Origin of the sequence: Mesorhizobium sp. M0019, from assembly GCF_040323975.1 — a bacterium.
Taxonomy (GTDB): domain Bacteria; phylum Pseudomonadota; class Alphaproteobacteria; order Rhizobiales; family Rhizobiaceae; genus Mesorhizobium.
Map to the genome: position 1 here is coordinate 117,897 of NZ_JAMYVK010000003.1, position 24,566 is coordinate 142,462.

General features: G+C 62.7%; 23 protein-coding genes. 19 read left to right on the forward strand and 4 right to left on the reverse strand.

All coding sequences use genetic code 11. The annotated features are described in order from the left end of the window. Positions 1 to 95: 95 nt before the first annotated feature. The gene (locus NKK47_RS04025) at positions 96 to 1,613 is read left to right on the forward strand and encodes a DegQ family serine endoprotease (RefSeq protein ID WP_352575150.1); all 1,518 of its coding nucleotides are present in this window, start codon (positions 96 to 98) and stop codon (positions 1,611 to 1,613) included. A gap of 47 nt (positions 1,614 to 1,660) precedes the next feature. On the opposite strand, the gene NKK47_RS04030 is transcribed toward NKK47_RS04025, so the two are convergent. Then, positions 1,661 to 2,233 carry a GNAT family N-acetyltransferase gene (locus NKK47_RS04030; RefSeq protein ID WP_352575152.1) on the reverse strand — a complete coding sequence of 191 codons (573 nt, stop codon included), beginning with the start codon at positions 2,231 to 2,233 and terminating at the stop codon, positions 1,661 to 1,663. After that, positions 2,230 to 3,117 (reverse strand): phosphoserine phosphatase SerB, encoded by an 888-nt coding sequence (serB, locus tag NKK47_RS04035; RefSeq protein WP_352575154.1) that lies wholly within the window; start codon positions 3,115 to 3,117, stop codon positions 2,230 to 2,232. Before serB ends, NKK47_RS04030 begins: the two co-directional genes overlap by 4 nt. Between serB and miaA the strand changes: the two genes are divergently transcribed. From miaA to NKK47_RS04050, 3 genes are all read left to right on the forward strand, one after another. After that, positions 3,107 to 4,075 (forward strand): tRNA (adenosine(37)-N6)-dimethylallyltransferase MiaA, encoded by a 969-nt coding sequence (miaA, locus tag NKK47_RS04040; RefSeq protein ID WP_352456562.1) that lies wholly within the window; start codon positions 3,107 to 3,109, stop codon positions 4,073 to 4,075. The two genes, serB and miaA, sit on opposite strands and share 11 nt — an antisense overlap. A gap of 104 nt (positions 4,076 to 4,179) precedes the next feature. Then, positions 4,180 to 4,974, forward strand: coding sequence for a GGDEF domain-containing protein (locus NKK47_RS04045; protein ID WP_023676688.1), 795 nt, complete (start codon positions 4,180 to 4,182; stop codon positions 4,972 to 4,974). Positions 4,975 to 5,106: 132 nt separating this feature from the next. Next, positions 5,107 to 5,493 carry an ester cyclase gene (locus NKK47_RS04050; protein WP_352456512.1) on the forward strand — a complete coding sequence of 129 codons (387 nt, stop codon included), beginning with the start codon at positions 5,107 to 5,109 and terminating at the stop codon, positions 5,491 to 5,493. A gap of 36 nt (positions 5,494 to 5,529) precedes the next feature. Here the strand turns inward: NKK47_RS04050 and NKK47_RS04055 are convergent, their stop codons facing one another. Further along, positions 5,530 to 7,356: an ATP-binding protein gene (locus NKK47_RS04055; protein WP_352456561.1), complete on the reverse strand. Its 1,827-nt coding sequence runs from the start codon at positions 7,354 to 7,356 to the stop codon at positions 5,530 to 5,532. Between the two features lie 129 nt (positions 7,357 to 7,485). On the opposite strand from NKK47_RS04055, the gene NKK47_RS04060 reads away from it, so the two are divergent. The 13 genes from NKK47_RS04060 to NKK47_RS04120 all read left to right on the forward strand — a co-directional run bounded on the left by NKK47_RS04060 (position 7,486) and on the right by NKK47_RS04120 (position 21,211). After that, positions 7,486 to 8,052, forward strand: coding sequence for a helix-turn-helix domain-containing protein (locus NKK47_RS04060; RefSeq protein WP_352456511.1), 567 nt, complete (start codon positions 7,486 to 7,488; stop codon positions 8,050 to 8,052). 1 nt (position 8,053) lies between these two features. Next, positions 8,054 to 8,365, forward strand: coding sequence for a hypothetical protein (locus tag NKK47_RS04065; protein ID WP_352575156.1), 312 nt, complete (start codon positions 8,054 to 8,056; stop codon positions 8,363 to 8,365). A gap of 21 nt (positions 8,366 to 8,386) precedes the next feature. Next, positions 8,387 to 8,914 carry a GNAT family N-acetyltransferase gene (locus tag NKK47_RS04070; RefSeq protein ID WP_352570432.1) on the forward strand — a complete coding sequence of 176 codons (528 nt, stop codon included), beginning with the start codon at positions 8,387 to 8,389 and terminating at the stop codon, positions 8,912 to 8,914. Between the two features lie 219 nt (positions 8,915 to 9,133). After that, positions 9,134 to 10,294: a PcfJ domain-containing protein gene (locus tag NKK47_RS04075; protein ID WP_352456508.1), complete on the forward strand. Its 1,161-nt coding sequence runs from the start codon at positions 9,134 to 9,136 to the stop codon at positions 10,292 to 10,294. A 352-nt stretch (positions 10,295 to 10,646) separates the two neighbouring features. Continuing rightward, positions 10,647 to 12,398 carry an acetolactate synthase 3 large subunit gene (locus NKK47_RS04080; protein ID WP_352456507.1) on the forward strand — a complete coding sequence of 584 codons (1,752 nt, stop codon included), beginning with the start codon at positions 10,647 to 10,649 and terminating at the stop codon, positions 12,396 to 12,398. Positions 12,399 to 12,464: 66 nt separating this feature from the next. Beyond that, positions 12,465 to 13,037 carry an acetolactate synthase small subunit gene (gene ilvN / locus NKK47_RS04085; protein ID WP_023676680.1) on the forward strand — a complete coding sequence of 191 codons (573 nt, stop codon included), beginning with the start codon at positions 12,465 to 12,467 and terminating at the stop codon, positions 13,035 to 13,037. A 60-nt stretch (positions 13,038 to 13,097) separates the two neighbouring features. Further along, the gene (locus NKK47_RS04090) at positions 13,098 to 13,694 is read left to right on the forward strand and encodes a LysE family translocator (RefSeq protein WP_352575158.1); all 597 of its coding nucleotides are present in this window, start codon (positions 13,098 to 13,100) and stop codon (positions 13,692 to 13,694) included. Positions 13,695 to 13,863: 169 nt separating this feature from the next. Beyond that, a complete protein-coding gene (locus NKK47_RS04095; RefSeq protein WP_352575159.1) occupies positions 13,864 to 15,111 on the forward strand; it encodes an efflux RND transporter periplasmic adaptor subunit in 1,248 nt (415 codons plus the stop codon). Further along, the gene (locus NKK47_RS04100) at positions 15,108 to 18,266 is read left to right on the forward strand and encodes an efflux RND transporter permease subunit (protein WP_352570422.1); all 3,159 of its coding nucleotides are present in this window, start codon (positions 15,108 to 15,110) and stop codon (positions 18,264 to 18,266) included. The genes NKK47_RS04095 and NKK47_RS04100 overlap by 4 nt, the downstream gene beginning before the upstream one ends. Positions 18,267 to 18,322: 56 nt before the next feature. Continuing rightward, positions 18,323 to 18,928, forward strand: a complete 606-nt coding sequence (gene nthA / locus NKK47_RS04105) for a nitrile hydratase subunit alpha (protein ID WP_352575161.1) — start codon at positions 18,323 to 18,325, stop codon at positions 18,926 to 18,928. Next, complete coding sequence (gene nthB / locus NKK47_RS04110) at positions 18,925 to 19,584, forward strand: nitrile hydratase subunit beta (RefSeq protein WP_352456502.1); 660 nt, start codon at positions 18,925 to 18,927, stop codon at positions 19,582 to 19,584. Before nthA ends, nthB begins: the two co-directional genes overlap by 4 nt. A 19-nt stretch (positions 19,585 to 19,603) precedes the next feature. Next, complete coding sequence (locus NKK47_RS04115; protein WP_352456560.1) at positions 19,604 to 19,936, forward strand: nitrile hydratase accessory protein; 333 nt, start codon at positions 19,604 to 19,606, stop codon at positions 19,934 to 19,936. 147 nt (positions 19,937 to 20,083) lie between these two features. Next, on the forward strand, positions 20,084 to 21,211 hold the full coding sequence (locus tag NKK47_RS04120) for an ATP-dependent DNA helicase (protein ID WP_352456559.1): 1,128 nt from the start codon (positions 20,084 to 20,086) through the stop codon (positions 21,209 to 21,211). Positions 21,212 to 21,221: 10 nt separating this feature from the next. On the opposite strand, the gene NKK47_RS04125 is transcribed toward NKK47_RS04120, so the two are convergent. Then, complete coding sequence (locus NKK47_RS04125; protein ID WP_352456501.1) at positions 21,222 to 21,626, reverse strand: SpoIIAA family protein; 405 nt, start codon at positions 21,624 to 21,626, stop codon at positions 21,222 to 21,224. Positions 21,627 to 21,741: 115 nt separating this feature from the next. On the opposite strand from NKK47_RS04125, the gene NKK47_RS04130 reads away from it, so the two are divergent. After that, the gene (locus NKK47_RS04130) at positions 21,742 to 22,482 is read left to right on the forward strand and encodes a pyridoxine 5'-phosphate synthase (RefSeq protein ID WP_352575163.1); all 741 of its coding nucleotides are present in this window, start codon (positions 21,742 to 21,744) and stop codon (positions 22,480 to 22,482) included. Positions 22,483 to 22,579: 97 nt separating this feature from the next. After that, the gene (locus NKK47_RS04135) at positions 22,580 to 24,499 is read left to right on the forward strand and encodes a potassium transporter Kup (RefSeq protein WP_352456499.1); all 1,920 of its coding nucleotides are present in this window, start codon (positions 22,580 to 22,582) and stop codon (positions 24,497 to 24,499) included. The last annotated feature ends 67 nt before the right edge of the window (positions 24,500 to 24,566 follow it).

Here is a 24,566-nt window from a genome sequence, read left to right on the forward strand (position 1 = left end):
CCATAGCCGCAAACGTGCCTTATTTCTTGCCAACATGACGCGGACCGGCATTTTTGCCGAAGCGGTTTTTTTTCAGAACACCCGGAGGCCTTTCGATGACATCCACCACCCTTCTGCGTGCAGCGAGGCGGACGTTCATCGCCGGGGCCGCTGCGCTTCTGGTCGGCGCCGTTGCCGTTCCGTCGTTCGTGGCGCCGACGATGGCAGCCGACGGGCCGCCCTCGGTTGCCGATCTCGCCGCCGGCCTGCTTGGCGCCGTGGTCAACATCTCGACGTCGCAGACTGTTAAAGGCACTGAGGGGCCGGGCGCAGTGCCGATGCCGCAGCTGCCGGAGGGCTCGCCCTTCCAGGACTTCTTCGACGATTTCTTCAAGAACCGTGGCGGCGACAAGGGCGGCGGCGGGCAAAAGGTGCAGTCGCTGGGCTCCGGCTTCGTGGTCGACGCCGAGCAGGGCATCGTGGTGACCAACAACCACGTCATTGCCGATGCCGACGACATCGAGGTGAATTTCTCCGATGGGGTGACGCTCAAGGCGACGCTGGTCGGCACCGACACCAAGACCGATGTCGCGGTGCTGAAGGTCGATCCGAAAGGGCACAAGCTGACGGCGGTGAAGTTCGGCGATTCCAACACGATGCGTGTCGGCGACTGGGTGATGGCGATCGGCAATCCGTTCGGGCTCGGCGGCACGGTGACGGTCGGCATCGTCTCGGCGCGCAATCGCGACATCAATTCGGGCCCGTATGACGACTTCATCCAAACCGATGCCGCGATCAACCGCGGCAATTCCGGTGGACCGCTGTTCAACAGCAGCGGCGAGGTCATCGGCATCAACACGGCAATCATCTCGCCGTCGGGAGGCTCGATCGGCATCGGCTTCTCGATCCCGTCGCAGCTTGCCTCGGGCGTCGTCGACCAGCTTCGCCAGTTCGGCGAGACGCGGCGCGGCTGGCTCGGCGTGCGCATCCAGCCGGTGACCGACGACATTGCCGAAAGCCTGGGCATGGCGACCGCCAAGGGCGCGCTGGTCGCCGGCGTCATCAAGGGCGGGCCGGTCGACAACGGCACAATCCAGGCCGGCGACGTCATCATCAAATTCGACGGCAAGGACATCCATGAAATGCGCGACCTGCCGCGCGTCGTGGCGGAGAGCCCGGTCGGCAAGGCGGTCGACGTGATCATCGTGCGCAAAGGGGTCGAGCAGACCGTCAAGGTGACGCTCGGCCGGCTCGAGGACGGCGAAAAGCTTGCCAGCGGCGGTGAAAACGGCAACACCGACCAGGACGATGCCGACAAGGCGCCTGCGGTTTCGACGGCTGCCGTGCTCGGCATGACGATCGGCGAGCTCAATGAGGAGACGCGCACGAAGTTCGGCATTGCCGCCGACGTCTCCGGCGTCGTCGTGACCGACGTCTCCAAGGATTCGGCGGCTGCCGAACGCGGCATCCAGCCGGGCGAAGTGATCACCGAGATTGCGCAGGAATCGGTCGCAACGCCCAAGGACGTCATGGACCGGATCGGCGCGCTGAAGGAGCAGGGGCGCAAGAACGCGCTTTTGATGCTGGCGTCGAAGACCGGCGAGCTGAGGTTTGTGACAATCCGGATGGATTGAGTCCGGAAGAGCCTGCAACACTCTGATCTTGAAACGAAAAAGGGCGGCTAGCGGGCCGCCCTTTTTCTTGCCTGCCAGTCTGTGCGTGGCAGCCTGTAGAAGACATGTCGCCTGAGTGCGGTGTGGCTGTCCGGAACACCGGGATGGTCGAAGTCGGAGGCCGGGTCGGCGATCATGCCCAGGCGCTCCATGACGGCAGTGGACCGGCTGTTATCCTTGACTGCGAAGGACACGATTTCGTCGAGGCCAAGTCTTTCAAAGCCATAGGTGAGCCAGGCTTCGGCTGCTTCGGTGACATAGCCGCGGCCCCAGAATTCGGGTGCCAGCCGCCAGCCGATCTCGATCGTGCCGGGCGGCAGGAATGGCAAATGATCGGTTCGGGTTATGCCGACGAAGCCGATGCATTCACCTGTGGCTGCGATCTCAGCGGCCGCGAAGCCGAAGCCGTCGCGATCGATAGCCGCGCGCAACTCCTCCATCTTGGCGTCCGACTGGGCACGGTCGCGCCGAAACGGAAAGAATTCCATGACGCGCTCGTCGGAATTGATGCGATGGAAGAGCTCGCGGTGACGATCTCCCCAGTTGCGCAGGATCAGGCGCTCGGTGCGGATCGGCGTCATTCGAAAAATTCCTCCCGGCGATAACCCTGCAGATAAAGCAAGGCGGTGAGGTCGCCGTGGTCGATGCGGATCTTTGCCTCGGCTGCCACGGCCGGCTTGGCGTGCAAGGCGACGCCGATGCCGGCAAGACGGATCATGTCGAGATCGTTGGCGCCGTCGCCGACGGCAATGGCATCGGCAGGCGTCAGGCCGAGGCGGGCGGAAATCTCGATAAGGGCTTCGGCCTTGGCGGCGCGGCCGAGGATCGGTTCGGCGACCAAGCCGGTGAAGCGGCGATCCTGCTCGATCAGGCGGTTGGCGCGATTTTCGTGAAAGCCGAGCAATGCTGCGATGCGGGTGGTGAAGATGTCGAAACCACCGGAGATCAGCGCCGTCCAGGCGCCATTGGCCGCCATTGTCTGGACGAGCGTGCGGCCGCCGGAGGCTAGCGTCAGGCGATTGCCGATGATGCGGTCGATGATTGCGGCATCGAGATCCTTGAGCAGCGCCACACGCTCGCGCAAGGCCGGCTCGAATGCGATCTCGCCGTTCATCGATCGCGCCGTGATGGCGGCGACGCGATCCTTGACGCCGATCTCGTCGGCAAGCTCGTCGATGCATTCCTGGTCGATCATTGTCGAATCCATGTCGGCGATCAGGATCTTCTTGCGCCTGTTCTCAGCCGGCTGGACGGCCACGTCGATCGGTTCGGAAGCAAGCGCGGCCTGCAGGCGCGCCGTTATTTCGGAAGCGTCGGCGGTCTCCGGCAAGTCGAGTTCGCAGGCGATGCCTTCGGCCAGCCAGCGAACAGCGCTTGCGCCGACCGACCGCGAGGCCATATTCGCTAGCGTCGGCGTCAATGCGCGGCCGGCGGGATGGGATAGAAGCGTGGCGATCAGCGGCATCGAAAATTCCAGCGGACAGGCGGGCGAAGGCCGCGTGAAGAACGCGATCCTGATAGCCGGGCCGACCGCCAGCGGCAAGTCGGCGCTCGCACTCGACCTCGCCGAGCGCAATGGCGGTGTCATCGTCAACACCGATTCTATGCAAGGCTATTCGGTGCTCGACGTGCTGACGGCGCGGCCTGGTCCTGCCGAACTCGCCCGCGTCCCCCACTTTCTTTATGGACACGTCGATCCGTCCACCGCCTATTCCACCGGCGCCTGGTTGCGTGATGTCACGAAGCTCATCGACGACGGCACGCTCTCGGAGCGGCCAGTGATTTTCGTCGGCGGTACCGGGCTTTATTTCCGGGCGCTCACGGAAGGTATCTCGGAGATGCCCGACATTCCGAAGTCGATCCGCGATCGCTGGCGCTACGAGCTCCAGGAACAGGGCGCAGTGAGATTGCACCGCATCCTGTTGCGCGAGGATTCTGCGGCCGGCATGATGCTTAAGCCGACGGATGGCCAGCGCATCGTGCGGGCGCTGGAGGTGCTCGACGCGTCGGGGCGTTCCATCCTGGACTGGCAGGCCGCGCGTGGCCGGCCGTTGATCGACAGGAGCAGCGCGCGCTTTTTCGTCATCGAGCCGGAGCGAGCGGCGCTGGTGGAGCGGATCGATGCTCGCTTCGACCGCATGCTGGACAAGGGGGCACTGGACGAGGTGAAACAGCTTTCAGCGCTCGGCCTCGATCCCGACCTGCCGGCGATGAAAGCAATCGGTGTTCGCGAGCTTCAGGCCGCGCTGGCCGGCGCCTTCAGTTTTCCCGAGGCCATCGAGCGCGCGAAAATCGCGACGCGGCAATATGCCAAACGGCAGGCGACCTGGTTCAGGCACCAATTGGGCCCGGAATGGCAGAGATTGCGTCCTGGTGAGGGGATCGACTCGATGCTCTCACTCCCTCATTCGAGCGCAACCTGAAAAGTCGACACCGAGGGGACATTTCGCGTTGAAGTTGTCCAGGTTAACTGTCCGTAAGTTCCCGCATGCCATAAGATCGTTACGAACTTTCCAACGGGGAGCAGATGCGTTTCCACAAGGCGGAATCAGCCTTTTTCGTCTTTATTTTTGTGATCCTGGCCGCCGGCCTGGTGACGCTTTACGCCTATGGGCTCCTGCAAACCCTGGCCGCCGACATTAGCAATACGCCTTCGGAACTCGATGAAATCGTCTATCTCAACAAGCTGCTGTTTGCGACGGGCGTGCTGCTGGCGACTGCGCTGTTCTTCGGCATTTTCTTCATCTACCCGCTGATCCGAAAGCAGGCGACGGAAGAAGGCAAGCTGCGCGCCATGACCGTTTCGCTCAGCGCGCGTTCGGAGACGCTAGAGCATGCGGCGCTCACCGACAGCCTCACCGGCATGCAGAACCGGCGTTATTTCGACGATGCGCTGAAGGAATATCTCGAAGAGTTCCGTCGCATCGAGAAACCAGTAGGGCTGATGATCCTCGACCTCGACCATTTCAAGCAGGTCAACGACAGCCACGGCCACGATGTCGGCGACGAGGTGTTGCGGGCGGTCGCCAACTGTCTCAAGGACATGACACGCTATCACGACGTGGTGGCGCGCCTGGGCGGCGAGGAGTTCGCGGTGGTCACGCCCAATATGGACGCCGAGCTGCTATCCAAATTCGCGGAGCGCATCCGCAAGGCGATCGCCAACATGTCGGTGCTGACGGGCAATGTCCGACTGAAAATCACCACCAGCGTCGGGCTTGCCGTCTGGGATCGCAAGGAAACCGCCGAGGAGTTCTATCGCCGCGCCGATCGCCAGCTCTATGAGGCGAAGAGGCAAGGGCGCAACCGCGTCTGTGCCTGAAATTCCGTCATTGAATTCGTGATGCCGGCCGTCTGGTATCGTTTTCTGCGTTTCCGGTGCACGCAGACCGACGTCACCCAGTCAAGCTGAGATGCTGCCTTTGCGGGGCTTGCCGGAAATAGAGGTGTTGCCGTGACTAAATCCGATCTCTCCGGTCTTTACCGAGGCTATATTGCATGCCTGAACAAGCAGGATTGGCCAAATCTGGGGCGGTTTGTTCATGACGAAGTGACCCACAACGATCGCAAGCTCGGATTGTCCGGCTATCTCGAAATGTTGGTGAGAGACTTCGACGAAATTCCGGACCTTTACTTCGACATTCAGCTATTGGTTGCCGATCCGCCTTATATAGCGAGCCGGCTAAGCTTCGACTGCGCGCCAAGGGGAACGTTCCTTGGGCTCGATGTAAGCGGGAAGAGAATTTCGTTTGCCGAGAACGTATTCTATGAGTTTCAGAGAGGGAAAATTCGCCAAGTGTGGTCAATCATAGACAAGACAGCCATCGAAACTCAGCTTTGATATCTGCGAGCGCTGCCTAAAAGTCGCTCGGCTCAATCATTCTGGGGGACGCAGGCCGAAGGTCGCCGGCTTGAGGCCGTAGCGCAAGTCGAAATCGTCGTTCCGCTGGGTGCGTGCGGCCGACGGCTTGCGATAGTCCGAATCGCCGGCCTGCCGGCCCGGATCGACGACTTCCGCGAAAGGCATTGCCTGCTGTGATTTCGGCACGTTGCGGAGCCGTTCGACGATCGCCACGAGGTCGACCTCGTCGCCGGTTTCGGACCGCAAGGCGTCCGCGCGCTTGGCGGTGCCGGGGATCAAATCCTCGGAGAGCTTTTCGAACTTCATCCGCATCGTCGTCGCCACGCCTTCCCCGAAGGCAATGGCCTCGCGCTGGCCCATGGAAGACAGGAACGCCAGCGTCGAAGCCGAGGAGTCGGCGATCGCCGAGCGGATGATCGCCTGGTCCTGCTCGTTGGCGAGCCGCATGGCAAAGAACGTCGAGCACTGCGACAGGATGGTCGGGTCGAGTTCGCCCGGGCGCTGGGTGACGACGCCGAGATAACAGCCATATTTGCGGCCTTCCTTGGCGATGCGCGACAGCGCGTGCCGCGTCGGCGCGAAACCGAGGCGCGGATCGGCCGGCATATAGCGATGCGCTTCCTCGCACAGGAAGAGCAGCCGCAGGCGGCCTTCGCTCCACAACGCCAGGTCGAAGGCCAGCCGCGCCAGCACCGAGCATACGGAATTGACCACCTCGGACGGCATGCCGGCCATTTCGAAGCAGGTCACAGGGCGGCCGTGATGCGGCACGCGGAAGATGTTGCCGATCGTCTCGTGGATGGTGTCCTCGATCAGGCGCGAGTTGAACATGAAACGGTAGCGCGGATCGGATGCCGCCGATTCGATACGTGTCTTCAGTGACCTGAGGGTCGGGCGATCGTTCTTGCTTTCCAGCAATCCCATGCGTTCGTCGACCAGCTTGATGAGGTCGGCAATGCGATAGGGCACCGGCGCGTCGGCGGTCAGCGCATCGGTGCTGCGCCGTAGATAGTTGCCGGAGTTCGGATTGCGGTAGAGGTTCTTGGCCGCGGGAATGAGATCGCGCAAGGCGTCGACCTCTTCCGGAACCGTCTCGCGGCCGCGAAACAGCACCTCGGCAAATTCCTCTAGCTTGAACATCCAGAAGGGCAGGTCGAGCGTCGTCGAATCGACCCTGACGCAATATTCGGGCAACGACGCGGCGAACTCGTTGTGTGGATCGAGGATGAGCACGCGCAGGTCGGGCCGGGCGGCGATCGACTTGCGCAAGAGCAGCGAGACGGCGGTCGATTTGCCGACCCCGGTGGTGCCGACAATGGCGAAATGCCGCGCCAGCGTATCGTCGATGGCGATATTGGCGTCGATGGCCTCGTCCTGCGACAGCGTGCCGATGGTGATCGAATGACGACCGGCGAGATCGTAGACGGCCTGCAGGTCGCGGCTGCGGATACGATGGGCAATGGCGCCGATATGCGGGTAGGTTGTGATGCCACGGTCGAAGATCGGCTTCGCGCCGGGTTCGGCACCGTCGCGCACCTCGCCGATCAATTCGATGCTGACCTCGATCGGATTCTGGCCCTCGCTGCTCCAGGCACGATCCGACTTGGCGATTTCATAGACCAGGCCGACGGTTCGTGATGTACCGAGATTGATCGAGATCATCTTGCCGACGCTCCACAGGCCGGTGACCGTGCCTTCGATATCGTCGGCATAGGCGCTGATGGTGGCGCGCGCGCCGTCGCATTGCACGACATTGCCCAGAATGCGCTTGTCGTTCTGCTCGGCCCTGCGGCGCTCCAGCAAAGTCGGTTCCCCAATGGAGGCTTCGCGTTCAACGAGCATGGACACGCCGATCCCTTTTCCCAAGCGATGAGCCTAGGCGAACGGGGTTAAGGTGGGATGAGGCCGGATGGTTTAGCGGACATTAAGGAGTCCCGTTGCTCCGTAGAAAAATTTCGATATATTGGATTAATGGATGATATAGCGAACGACATCTCCTCGACCATCGGCAGAAGAATACATGCCGAAAGAGTGGCTCGAGGCTGGTCCCTGGCAGAGCTGGCGGAGCGGTCCGATGTTTCGAAAGCCATGCTGAGCACGGTAGAACGCGGCATGACCAGCCCGACGGCGGCACTCCTTGTGCGCATTGCGGCCGCCTTCGGCATGACGCTGTCCACATTGATCGCAAGGGCGGAATTGCAGGGCGGTGGCCTGCTTCGCGAACGTGACCAGCCGCTCTGGCGCGATCCGGCTACGGGTTATGTGCGGCGGCATCTTTCGCCGGTCTCCGACATGCCCCTCGAACTGATCCGGATCCAGTTGCCGGCCGGCGCCAAGGTAAGTTTCCCGGCGGCGTCCTATGCCTTCATTAGGCAACAGATATGGCTGATCTCCGGGCGGCTGGAATTCACCGAGGGGGACATCGTTCACCGGCTCGAACCCGGCGACTGCCTGGCGCTCGGCGCGCCATCCGATTGCGTCTTTCACGCTCCGGGGCCGGACGCCGCCGAGTATCTGGTTGCGTTGGCCAGGAGCTGAGGTGAAGGCGCGCCGTCCGAAACGCTCCGACAATGGCGGTCCGCCGCTCGACGACTATAACGGTCCGCCCTGGGGCAAGGGTGAGCCCTATGTGTTTCTTGCCTGGCGGACCGCCCATGCCCAGGCATGGAAAGTGCCGAGCCGCGAGATCATGCTGATGCGGCTGGACAAGGCCGAGCGGCTGGGCCTGACCTATGAGGAATACACGCTCGAACTGCTGGAACGCGGGCGGCATCTGCAAGAGGAAGACGCCGATCGCATCGCGGAAATCCGGCGGGCCAGGAAGCGGAAGCGGATCAGTCATTTCGATTGACGGACGGCGCAGGGGAACCACATGAGTTCGATCGAAATCAGGCCACTCACCAGTACTGACGGAACGCAAAAAATGCTGGCGGATCTCCTGATCGGGACAGTCGCTGCCGGCGGCTCGGTCAGCTTCATGCATCCGCTGGCGCCGGAGATGGCCGCGGCCTTCTGGAACAGGTCGCTTCATGCGGCCGCCAGAGGCGAAAGGGCCGTGCTTGGGGCCTGGAACGGCGAGGCTCTGGTCGGCACCGTCACCTTGCTGCTCGACTGCCCTCCCAACCAGCCGCACCGGGCCGAGATCGCCAAGCTGATGACCCGCCTCGATTATCGCGGCAAGGGCATCGCAACCCGCCTGATGGAGGCGGCGGAAGCCGTTGCCGTGGAGAAAGGCCGCACGCTGTTGGTCCTCGACACGGCAAAAGAGGAGGGGGCTTCCGGCCTCTATGAAAAGCTCGGCTTCACGCTGGCCGGCGAAATACCGGATTATGCGCTGAAGCCGCATGGCGGGCTGACAGGCACCCTCATCTACTGGAAACGCGTCGGCCGGACACGGTGATGGTGACAACGATGCACCTTTGCAACACCCGTCAGACCATCGCGGGCATGGAAAGAATAGCTCTTGCGTCAAATTGGCGGCGAGCTTAGAGAAGCCGCCCATTCTGATCCGTCGTCCTGAAAGGAGACCTGTCAATGACCCGGCGATCCAGATCGACACATTCCGTGCCGACGCTGGAATTGCGTGCGGCCGACAGGGTTCCAATCAGGAAGAACGGCCATGGCAAAGTCCATGATCCAGCGCAGGCAGGATGCCGAGCGCGAACGCATTGAAGCATATGCCGTAACGCTGCGGCGGGTTTTTCCCGTCCCGCGTCCCGCTCCGGATTTCGAGCGGGCGCTCGACGAGGCACGTCGGGGCTTTGCCGGCATGGCGATCCGCGACGGCGCGCTGTGGCGTCCAAAGCTGAAGACGCGCGACCCCGCGCGGCTGCGGCTGGCCGCGGCGCGTCATCTCTATGCGCGCTACCCGGTTACAGCCGCGCTCGAGGGGACCTGGCTGGACAGCTCGGGGTTGAATGCCGGCGAGATTGCGCTTCGCAAGGCTTGGCATATCGCAGTGGCGCGTGGTGACTCGCTTTACAAGGCGGGCGCCTGTGCGTGGCTGTCTCGCAAGGAGGTGCATTGCTTCTTGAACTTGCCCGGCGATTTCACGTTCGACGAGGCATTTTGGGTGGCGATCGTCCGGTCCTACACGGATGATTCCGGGTTGGCGGCCCGACTTGCCAAGTCGAAAATCGCGCGCACGCCACGTAACGATCTGGCCTTCTGGCGCGAGGTGACACGGTTCTTCTGCGGGCAACCCGCGTCGAAGGAGGAGATCGACGATCTATGCGACTATATCGGCGCCGTGCACCAGCGCGATGCGGCGTACAGCCTGAAGGGTCGCACGCTCGCCTCGCTGCGTCGGCAGATGCTGGAATGGCATCGAGACATTGCCGCGATCGAACGCATCGAGGCAATGCGCCGCCGCGCTGCCGGGCGGGCCACGCATACTGCCGGGACGCAGTCGCAGGGTCGCGCCTGGGACGGCTCGCGCCTCGACGATTGGGACTGGCAGCCGTCGACCAAGGAGGCAAAGGCGCATGGCGAGCGTTTCTTCATCCGTCAGTTGAAAACAGCCGAGGATCTGGTCGCCGAGAGCCGGGCGATGCATCATTGCGTCTCGATATACGCGGCCAAATGCATCGCCGGCAATGCCTCGATCTGGGTGCTGCGGCGCTCGGCGCTCGGCAAGATCGAGCGGTTGCTGACGATCGAACTCGACCCGCAAAACCGTGCGGTGCAGGTGCGCGGTTTCGGCAATCGTCTCGCCTCGCTCGAGGAGCGCAAGATCATCGAGCGCTGGGCCAAGGCGAGGGGTGTGGTGCTCTGCGCCTGAAACGGAAGACCCGCGCGGCGGAAAGGCGGCGCGGGTGCACAATGGGCGGATGTGCCGACGTCAGGCCAAGTGCACATTCGCCGTTGACAGCGGCGTCAAACCAATTCTATTGTCCGCCACCATGAAAAAGGCACTCATTCTCGTAGGAAAGCGCGTGGGCGAGGCGGTGTAACCGCCGGGCGATGACCTCCCATGCGCAAGACACAGGCTCCCTCGGGGGCCTTTTTTATTGCCCGAAACACGACTAAACGACGAGCAATCGCCAGATGGCGAACAGTACGGGACCAGACCGATGAGCAGTGGACAGAATGAGCGGCGCGAAATGCCAAGAACCGAAATGCCAAGGAGCGAAATGACGGGCGCCGAAATGGTGGTGCAGGCGCTGAAGGACAACGGCGTCAAGCATGTTTTCGGCTATCCGGGCGGCGCGGTTCTGCCAATCTACGATGAAATCTTCCAGCAGGACGAGGTCGAGCACATCCTCGTCCGCCACGAGCAGGGCGCGGGCCACGCGGCGGAAGGCTATGCGCGCTCGACCGGCAAGGCCGGCGTCATGCTGGTGACCTCAGGGCCGGGCGCCACCAATGCGGTGACGCCATTGCAGGACGCGCTGATGGACTCGATCCCGCTGGTCTGCCTGACCGGCCAGGTGCCGACTTCGCTGATCGGCTCGGATGCGTTCCAGGAGTGCGACACGGTCGGCATCACGCGGCCCTGCACCAAGCACAACTGGCTGGTGAAGGACGTCAACGAGCTCGCGGCAACGATCCACGAGGCCTTCCATGTGGCAACGACAGGGCGCCCCGGTCCGGTCGTCGTCGACATTCCGAAGGACGTGCAGTTCGCCAAGGGTATCTATGTCCCGCCGCAGACGGCGCCGCGCACCAGCTACCAACCGAAGGTCCAGGGCGATCTGGAAAAGATCAAGGCGGCGGTCGAGCTGATGGCCGGCGCCAGGAAGCCGATCATCTATTCGGGCGGCGGCGTCATCAATTCCGGCCCGGAGGCGAGCCATCTGCTGCGCGAGCTGGTCGACCTCACCGGCTTTCCCATCACCTCGACGCTGATGGGCCTCGGCGCCTATCCGGCGTCGGGCAAGAACTGGATGGGCATGCTCGGCATGCACGGCACGTATGAAGCGAACATGGCGATGCACGATTGCGACGTCATGCTCTGCATCGGCGCGCGCTTCGACGACCGCATCACCGGGCGGCTGACGGCGTTTTCGCCGAATTCGAAGAAGATCCACATCGACATCGACCCGTCGTCGATCAACAAGAACGTCCACACCGACGTGCCGATCATCGGCGATGTCGGGCATGTGCTGGAGGATCTGGTGCGGCTGTGGCGGGCAACCGCCAAGGCCGACAAGAAAGCGCTTCACCCTTGGTGGGAGCAGATTGCCAAATGGCGCGCGCGCGATTCGCTCGCCTACAAGATGAACCACGAGGTGATCATGCCGCAATATGCCGTCCAGCGGCTCTATGCGCTGACCAAGGACCTCGACACCTACATCACCACCGAGGTCGGCCAGCATCAGATGTGGGCGGCGCAGCACTATCATTTCGAGAAGCCGAACCGCTGGATGACCTCTGGCGGACTGGGCACGATGGGCTACGGCCTGCCGGCCGCGCTCGGCGTGCAGATCGCGCACCCGGATGCGCTGGTCATCGATATCGCCGGCGACGCTTCGGTGCAGATGACGATGCAGGAGATGAGCGCCGCGGTGCAGCACGAGGCACCGATCAAGATCTTCATCCTCAACAACCAATATATGGGCATGGTGCGGCAGTGGCAGCAGCTGCTGCACGGCAACCGGCTGTCGCACTCCTACACCGAGGCGATGCCGGATTTCGTCAAGCTCGCCGAAGCCTATGGCGGCCACGGCATTCGCTGCGACAAGCCGGACGAGCTCGATGACGCTATCAAGGAGATGATCGGGGTCAAGAAGCCCGTCCTGTTCGACTGCCGCGTGGCGACGCTCGCCAACTGCTTCCCGATGATCCCGTCCGGCAAGGCGCATAACGAGATGCTGTTGCCGGACGAGGCGACGGACGAAGCTGTGGCCAACGCTATCGACGCCAAGGGCAGGGAACTGGTGTAGCCTGGTTCAAGGAAGCTGTGCGAAAACAGCAGATTAGCGCAAAAGTTTGAAATCGAGATTGATGTCATGAACGCACAGTTGCAACCGACCGGCTCCGCCTATTTCATCGCCAAGGAGACGGAAAAACCAGAGAACCACACGCTTTCGGTCCTGGTCGACAACGAGCCGGGCGTGCTTGCGCGGGTCATCGGCCTGTTTTCCGGACGTGGCTACAACATCGAGAGCCTGACGGTCTCGGAAACCGAGCACGAAAAGCACCTGTCGCGCATCACCATCGTGACGCGCGGCACGCCGCACGTGCTGGAGCAGATCAAGCACCAACTCGAGCGCATCGTGCCGGTGCACCGCGTCGTCGATCTCACCGTGCGGTCGCAGGAATTCGGACAGGAGCGGCCATTGGAGCGGGAACTCGCGCTGGTCAAGGTCGCCGGCACCGGCGAAGCCCGCGTCGAGGCGCTCCGGCTCGCCGATGCATTCCGCGCCAGCGTCATCGATGCCAACACCGAGCATTTCATCTTCGAGATCACCGGCAAGGGCTCCAAGCTCGATCAGTTCATCGCCATCATGAAACCGCTCGGGCTGGTCGAGATCTGCCGTACCGGGGTGGCGGCGATGAACCGCGGCCCGCAAGGGATGTAGTCATCCAGCTTGGCTCTATCTCGTCGCTTTGCCACCGATCGCATTGATTAGGGGAACGGCATGACATTCGACGCATTCTTCGCCTTACTGGTCTATGCCTTCGTGACCTCGATCACGCCGGGCCCGAACAACTTCATGCTTCTGGCCTCGGGCGTGAATTTCGGCTTGGTCAAGACCGTGCCACACATGCTCGGCATCGGCTTCGGCTTCCTCGTGCTGTTGCTTGCCGTAGGCTTCGGGCTTGGCGCCGTGTTGACGGCCTTTCCGGTCCTGCATACCGGGTTGAAGATCGCCGGCGGCCTCTACTTGCTTTATCTCGCCTGGAAGATCGCCATGTCGCGCTCGCTCGGCGGCGAAGGCGAGGCGAAGGGCCAGCCGATGCGGTTCATCGAGGCTGCGGCTTTCCAGTGGGTCAATCCCAAAGCCTGGGTGATGGCGATTACAGCCATGGCCGTCTATACGAACCCGGAACGCCGGTTTGTGTCGGTGGTGCTGATCGCGGCCGCGTTCGCCGTCGTTATGCTGCCGAGCATTTCGACCTGGGCCGGTTTCGGCATGGCGCTGCGCGGTTTTCTGGCGGATGCGGTGCGGCTCAAATGGTTCAACATCGCCATGGGCGTGATGCTTGCGGCGACGCTGTGGCCGATGCTGCGTTAGCTGCCGTTCTATTGTGCACTGCACATTAAATCTTCGTAATGACGGGTTTTGGCCCTTTTTCGCCTTCGGCATCCTCTATTATCTGGCAAAATCGCGGCAAGAGGCTGCGAGTTGAGCTAGAGTGCGACCAGCGGAAATCGGCGTGTCGCGTTGAGAAGGCCTTTTGTCGATGCGCGGAAAGATCGTATTAGCGGTGATCGCTGCAGCCTGCGTTGCCGCGGCGTGGCTCTATCTTTCGCCCAGCGCAATGAGCGGTCTTCAGCAGATGCTGTCGGCGAATCAGACGGCGACGGCGGACAAGCCCGCTGCAGCAGCAGATGCCGCGCGTACGACTTCGGTGGTTGCCGCCACGGCTACGACGGCCGATTTCCCGGTCCGGCGCTATGCCATCGGCTTTGTGTCCTCTCCTGCCGTGGTCAGCATCAACGCGCGGATATCGAGTCAGATCGTCGCAATCGCGGTCAAGGACGGACAGATGGTGAAGGCCGGCGACCTTCTGTTCTCGCTGGACGATCGCTCGTTGAAGGCACAACTGGCACGCGATCAGGCGACGCTCGCGAAAGACCAGGCGCTGCTTGCCAGCGCCACGGCCGATCTTCAGCGCGCCAAAAATCTCGTCGCCAGGCAGGCCGGAACACAGCAGACCTACGATCAGGCCGTCGCGGCGCAGAAATCCGCCGCGGCCACCGTCGACGCCGACAAGGCAACGATCGATGCAGACCAAATCCAGCTTGGCTTCGCCACGATCAGGGCGCCGATCTCCGGCAGGCTTGGCGCAGTCAACGTCGCCGTCGGCGATCTCGTCACCACCAGCAACGGCAGCAGCACGTCGACTCCACTGGTGACGATCACGCAGGTCGACCCGCTGCAGGTGAACTTCAATCTCCCCGAAAGCGATCTTGCCTTGCTGCACAAGGCGCTGACAGCGCCGCAGCAAGGTGCGGTGACGCTGACCAAGGACGGCGACCCGAAGCCGATCGGCAAGGGAACGCTGGATTTCGTCGATTCCAGCGTAGACACGGCGTCCGGCACGATCGCAACGCGGGCCAGTGTGCCCAACGCCGATCTTTCGCTATGGCCGGGCCAATACGTCAACGTCGTGCTCGATGCCGGCATCATGCCACAAATGACGTCCGTTCCGACGGTCGCCGTCCAGCCCAGCCAGAAGGGCCCGTTCGTCTATGTGATCAAGCCGGACAACACCGTTGAAATGCGGCCCGTGCAGGTCGCGCTGACAGAAGGCACCAACACCGCAATCAGCCAAGGATTGAAAAGCGGCGAGCGTGTCGTCGTCGAGGGTCAGACCAAACTGAAGAACGGCGCGGCGGTGCGCGAAGGCAAGGCTTCGACCGGCACCGGCGATCAGGCGGCTCCGAAGGTTGCCGAGGCTGACCGGACGGGCGGAACACAGCCATGATTTCCGAATTCTGCATCCGCAGGCCCGTCGCCACGTTGCTCATGTCGTTCGCCCTGGTTCTGGGCGGGCTATTTGCTTACAAATTCCTGCCGGTCGCGGCGCTGCCAAGCGCCGAATTTCCGGTTGTCAACGTCTCGGCCTCGCTGCCCGGGGCTTCGCCGGAAACCATGGCGACCTCGGTGGCAACGCCTCTGATCAAGCAGTTTGCCACTATCGCAGGCATCGATTCGATCTCGACGACCAACTCGCTCGGCTCGACCTCGATCGCCATTCAGTTCGTGCTCAACCGCGACATCGATGCAGCCGCCGCCGACGTGCAGGCAGCGATCGCACGCACGCAACGACAATTGCCGCCGGAGATGACCAGCCCGCCGAGCTACCGCAAGGTCAATCCAGCCGATGCGCCGATCCTGCTGATGTCGCTGGTCAGCGACACAATTCCGCTGACTGATCTCGACGCGTTTGCCGAGAATGTGATTTCGCCGTCGCTGTCGACGATCGACGGCGTTGCGCAGGTTTCGATCTATGGCCAGCAAAAATATGCCGTCCGCGTCCAGATCGATCCGACGGCGCTCGCCGCTCGCGGCATCTCGATCGACCAGCTGCAGACGGCCATTGCCTCGGCCAACAGCAACACGCCGCTCGGCGTGCTCAAGAACAACAAACAGCAGCTGACGATCACCGCGAACACGCAGCTGACCAATGCGGCAGGATTCTCCAACATCATCATCGCAACCAAGAACGGCCATCCGGTGCGGCTCGGCGAGGTGACCCGCGTCATCGATTCGGTCGAGACCACGACGACGGCAAGCTGGTATGACGGCACCCGCGCCATCATTATGGCGGTGCAGCGCCAGCCGGATGCCAATACCGTCGACGTCGTCGACCGCGTCAAGGCGATGCTACCTTCCTTCGACGATCAGATGCCGGCAGCGGCGAGCATCCAGTTGCTAAACGACCGCTCGACATCGGTCCGCGAGGCGGTCGATGACGTGCAGTTCACGCTCTTGCTCACCATCGCGCTGGTGGTGATGGTGATCTTCCTGTTCCTGCGCCGGGTAACGGCGACGGTCATCCCGGCCGTGGCGGTGCCGATTTCGCTCATCGCCACGCTGGGCGTGATGTACCTGTTCGGCTTTTCCATCGACAACGTCTCATTGATGGGGCTGACGCTGGCGGTCGGTCTTGTCGTCGACGATGCAATCGTCATGCTCGAAAACATTTTCCGCCATATGGAGGAGGACGGGCTCTCTGCCCTCGAGGCGTCGCTCAAGGGCGCGCGCGAGATCGGCTTCACCATCATCTCGATCTCGATCTCGCTGGTCGCCGTGTTCATTCCGGTGCTTTTGATGGGCGGCGTGATCGGGCGCATCTTCAACGAATTCGCGGTGGTGGTGACGGTCGCCATCCTGGCGTCGATGTTCGTCTCGCTGACGCTGACGCCGATGCTGTGCTCGCGGCTGTTGTCATTATCGAAAGCCGAGCAGAAAGCAGCGCACGGTGAAGGCCATAGACAAAACGTCTTCATGCAGGGCTATGACAGGCTGCTGACATTCTGCCTGCGCCACAATTTCCTTGTCTTCCTTGTCTTCCTGGTGACCGCCGGGCTGTCGGTGTGGCTGATCCAGATTTCGCCGAAGGGCTTCTTCCCGCAGGAGGATATCGGCCAGGTCTCGGTGACGACCATCGCGCGCCAGGACATTTCGTTTGACGCGATGGTGAAGCTGCAGGGGCAAGTGGCGGATGTCTTCACCCATTCGCCCTACGTCGCGCATGTCGGCTGGTCGGCGGGCAGTGGAAACAATGCGCTCAACCAGGGCCAGCTGTTTGTGCAGCTGAAAGACAAGGACCAGCGACCGAACATCGACAAGGTGCTTACGGACCTGCGGCGCCAGCTGGCCAATGTGCCCGGCATCGAAACCTACATGCAGCCGGTGCAGAACCTGCGGCTCGGCGCGCGTTCTTCGGCGAGTGCCTACCAGCTTGCCGTTCAGGGCCTCGATACCGGCCTGACGAACGTCTGGGCGCAGAGGCTGACGGACGCGATGGCTGCCGATCATGCCGCCTTCACCGACGTCACCAATGACCTGCAGAACAACGCGCTACAGGCGACGCTGGTGATCGACCGCGACAAGGCGGCGAACCTCGGCGTCGATACCGACACGCTGCGCTCCAGCCTCTATGGCGGTTTCGGCACCCAGCAGGTGTCGACCATCTTCGGTTCGGCCGACAGCTACGACGTGATCATGGAGCTCGATCCGAAGATCGAGTGGTCGCCCGAGCGGATGCTGGCCATCAAGGTGAGAACGGCGAGCGGCAGCCTGGTGCCGCTCGGTGCGTTCGCCCGCGTCGATCGGACCGCCGGTGCTTTGACCGTCAACCAGCTCGGCCAGCTTCCGGCAGTGACCATCTCCTACAATCTGCCGCAAGGCGTGGCCCTCGGCGACAGCGTGAGCCACATCAACGCGCTGAAGGACAAGATCGGCATGCCGCCGACGATCTCGACCGCCTTCTCGGGCACGGCCAAGACGTTCCAGGATTCGCTTTCCAACCAGGGGCTGCTGATCGGCGGCGCGATTCTGACCATCTATATCGTTCTCGGCATGCTCTATGAGAGCTTCATCCACCCGCTCACCATCCTGACCGGGCTTCCATCGGCGGTGCTCGGCGCGCTGGTGGCACTGCGGCTGGCGGGGATGGATCTTTCGGTGATCGCGGTGATCGGCATCCTGATGCTGATCGGCATCGTCAAGAAGAACGGCATCATGATGATCGACGTGGCGCTGGAACTCAGGCGCGAGGGGATGTCGCCTGTCGAATCCATCCACAAGGCCTGCCTGATGCGCTTCCGGCCGATCATGATGACCACGCTTGCCGCGCTGATGGGCACCATCCCGATCGCGCTCGGCACCGGCGCCAGCGCGGAATTGCGCCAGCCTCTCGGCGTGGCGGTGGTCGGCGGTCTTGTCGCCTCGCAGGCACTGACGCTGTTCGTCACGCCCGTCATTTACGTCTACATGGAGCATTTTTCCGGCTGGCTGGTCAGGCTGTGGGCACGGCGCCGGGGCGAGCCGAGCCCGGTCGAAGCGGTCGACCAGCCGTCACTGTTCGACGAGGAGGAAGAACCGGTGCCGCAGAAGGCGGCAGCCGAATAGCGCTGGCCCAAGCCGTGGTGCTTGCGGCCGGGGGTCCGCGATCGTAATTTGACGCCATGCCGCACAATCACGACCACGACAACGAGCTTGATCCTTTTGCGGCGCGGGTGCGCGCGCTGGAGACGATTCTCACCCGCAAAGGCCTGATCGATCCGGCGGCGATCGATGTTATCGTCGACACCTATGAGACCAAGATCGGGCCGCGCAACGGCGCAAAGGTGGTGGCGAAGGCCTGGGTTGATCCCGGGTTTGCCGCATGGCTGAAGCGTGATGCGACGGCGGCCATCGAATCGCTCGGCTACACCGGCCGGCAAGGCGAGCACATGCAGGCGGTGTTCAATACGGCCGACACGCACAACCTCGTCGTCTGCACGCTGTGCTCCTGCTATCCGTGGTCGGTTCTCGGCCTGCCGCCGGTCTGGTACAAGGCGCCGCCCTGCCGTTCGCGCGCAGTGATCGATCCGCGCGGCGTGCTCGAGGAATTCGGTCTGACCTTGCCGGCGAGGACGACAATCCGGGTGTGGGATTCGACCGCCGAGCTGCGCTATCTGGTGGTGCCGATGCGTCCCCGGGGTACGGAGGGCTGGGATGAGGCACGGCTCGCCGATCTGGTGACGCGCGATGCCATGATCGGCACGGCGTTGGCGCGGGAGCCGGCATGAACGGGCCGCAGGATCTCGGCGGCCAGATGGGTTTCGGGCCGGTCGCGCCCGAACCGGACGAACCCTATTTCCATGCCGATTGGGAAAGGCGGGCGCTGGGCGTGACGCTGTGCGCCGGCGCCATGGGGGCCTGGACCATCGACGAGAGCCGGCACGCGCGGGAATCGCTGCATCCAGCGGATTATTATGCCTCCAGCTACTACCAGATATGGATCAAGGCGCTGGAGGTGCTGCTCAAACGCCATGGTTTCGTCAGCGACCGCGACCTGGCTACGGGCGACGCAGTCGACCCGGCAGCGACACCCAAACGGGTGCTGAAGGCTAAGGACGTTCCGGCGGTGCTGGCCAAGGGCGGGCCCTGCGACCGGCCTGTCGCCGCGCCTGCGCGGTTCAAGGCGGGCGACCCCGTGCGAACCAGGAACTTTCATCCGACCGGCCACACCAGACTGCCGCGCTATGCACGCGGCAAGCGAGGCGTCGTCGAGGCTGTGCGCGACGGCTTTGTCTTTCCCGACACCAATGCACACGGCCAGGGCGAAAACCCGCAATGGGTCTATACGGTGGCCTTCACCGGCGGCGAAATCTGGGGCGAGGGCGCCGATCCGACACTTGTCGTGTCGATCGATGCCTGGGAGAGCTACCTTGAGCCGGCGTGAGACGGGCTCAGTCGCCGCCATGCTGCCCGCCGGTGTCGAGGCGCCTGTGTTTGCCGAGCCGTGGCAAGCAGAGGCCTTTGCCATGACGGTAGCACTGCACGACAACGGGCTGTTTTCGTGGAGCGAATGGGCGGATGCTTTGTCGGCAGAGTTGAAGCGGCCGGGCGCCGCGCGCGACGGTCACGATTACTACGAGCACTGGCTGGCAGCGCTGGAAAAGCTGCTTTTGGCCAAGGGCGTTGCCGGAAAGCGCGACGTCGATGCGCTCGCCGCTGCCTGGGAACGCGCCGCGCACGCAACGCCGCATGGCAAGCCGATCCAGCTGGAGAACGATCCACAGCGGGCCGGGTAAGCTGCGGTCGCCTGGCCTTGTTCTCTTTACGTTCCTGTTCGTCACTGATAGCCTGACCCTGTCGCAGCGGCGTGATTGCCGGCGATGAAAATTGATGGTGACGGCAGTCACCTTGTCTTTCCCTCGCGAATCCGGTCTGTCGCGCTGATGGAATTCTCTCCTCAACAGGACGAGGCGCTGAAGGCGGTGGCCGGCTGGCTGAAAACCGGCAAGCCGCAGCTGTTCCGGCTGTTCGGCTATGCCGGCACCGGCAAGACGACGCTGGCGCGCTATTTCGCCGAGCATGTCGACGGCCAGGTGCAGTTCGCCGCCTTTACGGGTAAGGCGGCGCAGGTGCTGCGTTCCAAGGGCGCGGTCAATGCCCGCACCATCCATTCGCTGATTTACCGGCCGAAGGGCGAAGAATCGGTAGCGGACGAGGTGACCGGCAAGACATCGATGTCGCCGACATTTTCGCTCAACCGGCAGAGCCCGATCTCGCGCGCCAAGCTCGTCGTCATCGACGAATGCTCAATGGTCGACGAGCAACTCGGCCGTGACCTGATGAGCTTCGGCACGCCGATCCTGGTGCTCGGCGATCCCGGCCAGTTGCCGCCAATCTCCGGCGGCGGCTTCTTCACGGACCATGAGCCGGACATTCTGCTCACCGAAATCCATCGCCAGGCGCGAGACAACCCGATCATCCGGCTTGCGCTTGACGTGCGCGAGGGCCGCGAGTTCATGCGCGGCGACTATGGCGCGGCGCAAGTGATCGGCAAGGAAGACGTCACCCAGGAATTGGTGCTGAAGGCGGACCAGGTGCTGGTCGGCACCAACCGCACGCGCCGCCGTTACAACCAGCGGCTGCGCGAGCTGAAGGGGTTCAACGCCGATTATCCGCAAGCCGGCGACAAGCTGGTGTGCCTGCGCAACGATCCGGCCAAGGGACTGCTCAACGGGTCGCTGTGGAAGGTGATGACCTCGTCGCGCGAGACCGTCAAGCCTGGCATCAATCTGCTGGTTTCGCCGGAGGAAGACGACCCGGATCGCGGCGTCGCCAAGATCAAGCTGCTCAAGGCGGCATTCGAAGATCCGGACGCCGACATCCCCTGGCAGCAGAAGAAACGTTTCGACGATTTCGACTATGGCTATGCGCTGACCGTGCACAAGGCGCAGGGCTCGCAGTGGAACGAGATCGTGCTTTTCGACGAAAGCTGGGCGTTCAAGGAAACCCGGCAGCGTTGGCTCTACACCGCTATCACGCGCGCGGCCGAACGGCTGACGATCGTCCGATAGGGCGGTCGTATCAGCGCTGGGCGATCGGGTTGGCGCCAAGCCATTCCCAGGCGGCGGCCTCGTCCTCGGCCTCGAAATGCCGGAGTTCGATAGGCAAGGAGGCAGGCAAAAAGGCTCTTGCCTCCGGTATCCAGTTCGGCTCACCGATCGCCGCGCAGCGGCCGATATGCTCCACGGCATGAGCTATGCCCTGTTCGATCGTCTCGTCCGATACGTCGGCCCAGTCGACACCCTCATGGTCGATCAGGCGCACCAGCACGTCGATCTTCGGATGCAGCGCATAGGCCGCCTCCAGCAATCCGAACAGGTTTTCGGCGTCAGCCGCTGCGACATGGCCGACGACATCGATGGCGAAAAGATCTTCGCGATCGGTGTCGATGCGGCGAACCGCCGGCACGGCCTCGAGAAAATTCAACAGGGAACTCCTTGCGCTCGATTTTCTTCGCACACCTTGGAACACCTGAAACCCCCTGTCTGTTCCCGTTAAAGGCGGTATAGATGCGCGCCAAGATCAGCCTGGAGCCGTGCAAATGCCTGCAAAGCTTTCCGTCAACCTCAATGCCATCGCCATGCTGCGCAACCGACGCGACCTGCCGTGGCCAAGCGTGACCGGGCTTGGACGCATTGCGCTTGCCGCCGGCGCGCATGGGCTGACGGTGCACCCGCGACCCGACGAGCGGCACACCAGGCATTCCGATCTGCCGCAGATCAGGGCGCTGATCGACGACGAGTTCCCGAATGCGGAATTCAACATCGAGGGCTATCCGACCGAGGATTTCCTGGCGCTTGTGGAAAAGCACCAGCCGGAGCAGGTGACGTTGGTGCCCGACGACCCGGCGCAGGCGACTTCCGACCATGGCTGGAACTTCGCCGCCGAGGCTGCGTTCCTGACACCGGTTGTCAAGCGCCTGAAGAAGGGAGGCTTTCGCGTATCGCTGTTTTCCGATCCGGATCCCGCTGGCATGAAAGCCGCTCGCGACACCGGCGCCGATCGGATCGAACTCTATACGGGTCCATACGGCAGCTATCATTCCGATTCGGCAAAAGCGGCGAAGGAATTGGAGAAATTGGGAAAGACGGCGGATGCCGCATTGGCCGCAGGGCTCCAGGTCAATGCCGGGCACGACCTTGTGGTGACCAATTTGCCGGCGCTGGCCAGGCGCATCCCGGCATTGGCCGAAGTGTCGATCGGACATGGGTTGACAGCCGATGCGTTGGAGTATGGCATGGCCGCAACGGTCAGGCGGTTTCTGAAGGCTTGTGGCTGGTAGAGAAAGGCGAGCCGATAGGCCGTGCGTTCCCGGCACGGCAGCGCGTCCTTTCCATCCCCGCAGCATAGAGCGCCGCACGTCTATGGGAGTGTCGTCCATGGCCCTTGCCAACGCTGGTAGCGAGGCGGAACCCATCGAACAATCCAGCCACTCCAAGGCCGAGCAGCACAGCACCAAGATCCTGATGCTCGGCGCGCTCGGCGTGGTCTATGGCGACATCGGCACCAGCCCGATCTATGCGTTCCGTGAGGCGTTGCATGCTTCGGCTGGCGGCAATGTCGCCAACCGCGGCGACATCCTCGGGGTGCTGTCGCTGATCATCTGGGCGCTGACCATCACTGTCACCGTCAAATACATCATGTTCGTGCTGCGCGCCGACAACCGGGGCGAGGGTGGCACGCTGTCGTTGATGGCATTGGCACGCGGCAGCTTCCCGAAGCGGTCGGCGGTGATCCTCGGCATAGGCATCGTCGGCTCGGCGCTTTTTTTCGGTGACGCAGTCATCACGCCGGCAATTTCGGTGCTATCGGCGGTCGAAGGCATGAACGTCGTCACGCCGGCGTTCCAGCCCTATGTGGTGCCGCTGACGCTGGTCATCCTGGCGATGCTGTTCGCGGTGCAACGGTTCGGCACGGGCGGCGTCGGACTGGTGTTCGGGCCCGTCACCGCGGTGTGGTTCCTGGCCATCGGACTGTCCGGCCTCAACCATATCATCGACGACCCGGAAATCCTGCTGGCAATCAGCCCACATTACATCGTTTCGTTCTTGGTCAACTCGCCTGACGTCGCCTTCGTCACGGTTGGCGCGGTCTTTCTCGCCGTTACCGGCGCCGAGGCGCTCTATGCCGATCTCGGCCATTTCGGGCGCAAGCCCATTGTACTCGCCTGGCTGGCGATCGTATTCCCTTGCTTGCTGCTCAACTATGTCGGGCAGGGGGCCTTCGTGCTGGCCAATGGCGGCGTTGTCGGTCATCCCTTTTTCGAGATGAACGAAGGCTGGACGCTCATTCCCATGGTCGTGCTGGCGACCGCCGCGACCGTGATCGCCAGCCAGGCGGTGATCTCCGGCGCTTTCTCGCTGACCAGGCAAGCGGTGCAGCTCAACATGCTGCCGCGTTTCGAGATCCAGCATACGTCGGAGAAACAGTCCGGCCAGATCTACCTGCCACGCGTCAACATGCTGCTGGCGCTGGTGGTGATGCTGCTGGTGGTCGGCTTCGGCGAATCCAGCAGGCTTGCCTCGGCCTACGGCATTTCAGTGACCGGCAACATGCTGGTGACCAACATACTGCTTTTTGTCGTCATGACCCGCATCTGGAAATGGCCGCTCGGCGTTGCAGTGGCCTTGACGGCGTTGTTCGCCTCCGTCGATACCGGCTTCTTTGCCGCCAACATTGTCAAGGTGTTCGAAGGCGGCTGGTCCTCGCTGGCGGTGGCCGCAGTGATTGTCATGACCATGTGGACCTGGATAAGAGGCACCAGATACCTGTTCGAAAAAACTCGAAGGAACGAGGTCCCGCTCGATTTCCTCGCCGGCAATCTGCTGAAGAAGAAGCCGCATCTGGTGTCGGGCACCGCGGTGTTCCTGACCAGCGACCCGCTGAGTGCGCCGACCGCGCTGATGCACAGCCTGAAGCATTACAAGGTGCTGCACGAGCAGAACGTCATCCTTTCGGTGGTGACGGCACCGCAGCCGGTTGTGCCCGACAGCGAGCGCGTCAAGATGGAGCAAATCAACGAGCTGTTCATGCGGGTGACGCTGACCTTCGGCTATATGGAGCAGCCCAACATTCCGCGCGCGCTGGCGATCTGCCGCAAGCAAGGCTGGAAGTTCGACATCATGACGACATCGTTCTTCCTGTCGCGGCGCTCTCTCAAGGCCTCGCCCAATTCCGGCATGCCGGTCTGGCAGGACAAGCTGTTCATCGGGCTGGCGCGCACGGCGGCCGATGCGACGGAGTATTTCCAGATCCCGACCGGACGGGTAGTCGAGATCGGGACGCAGGTGGCTATTTAAAAACGTGTCCGTTGCGACATTCCAGGTGGTCTGCCGATCGGACTGAGTCTGCCAAGTCGTGGAGGAC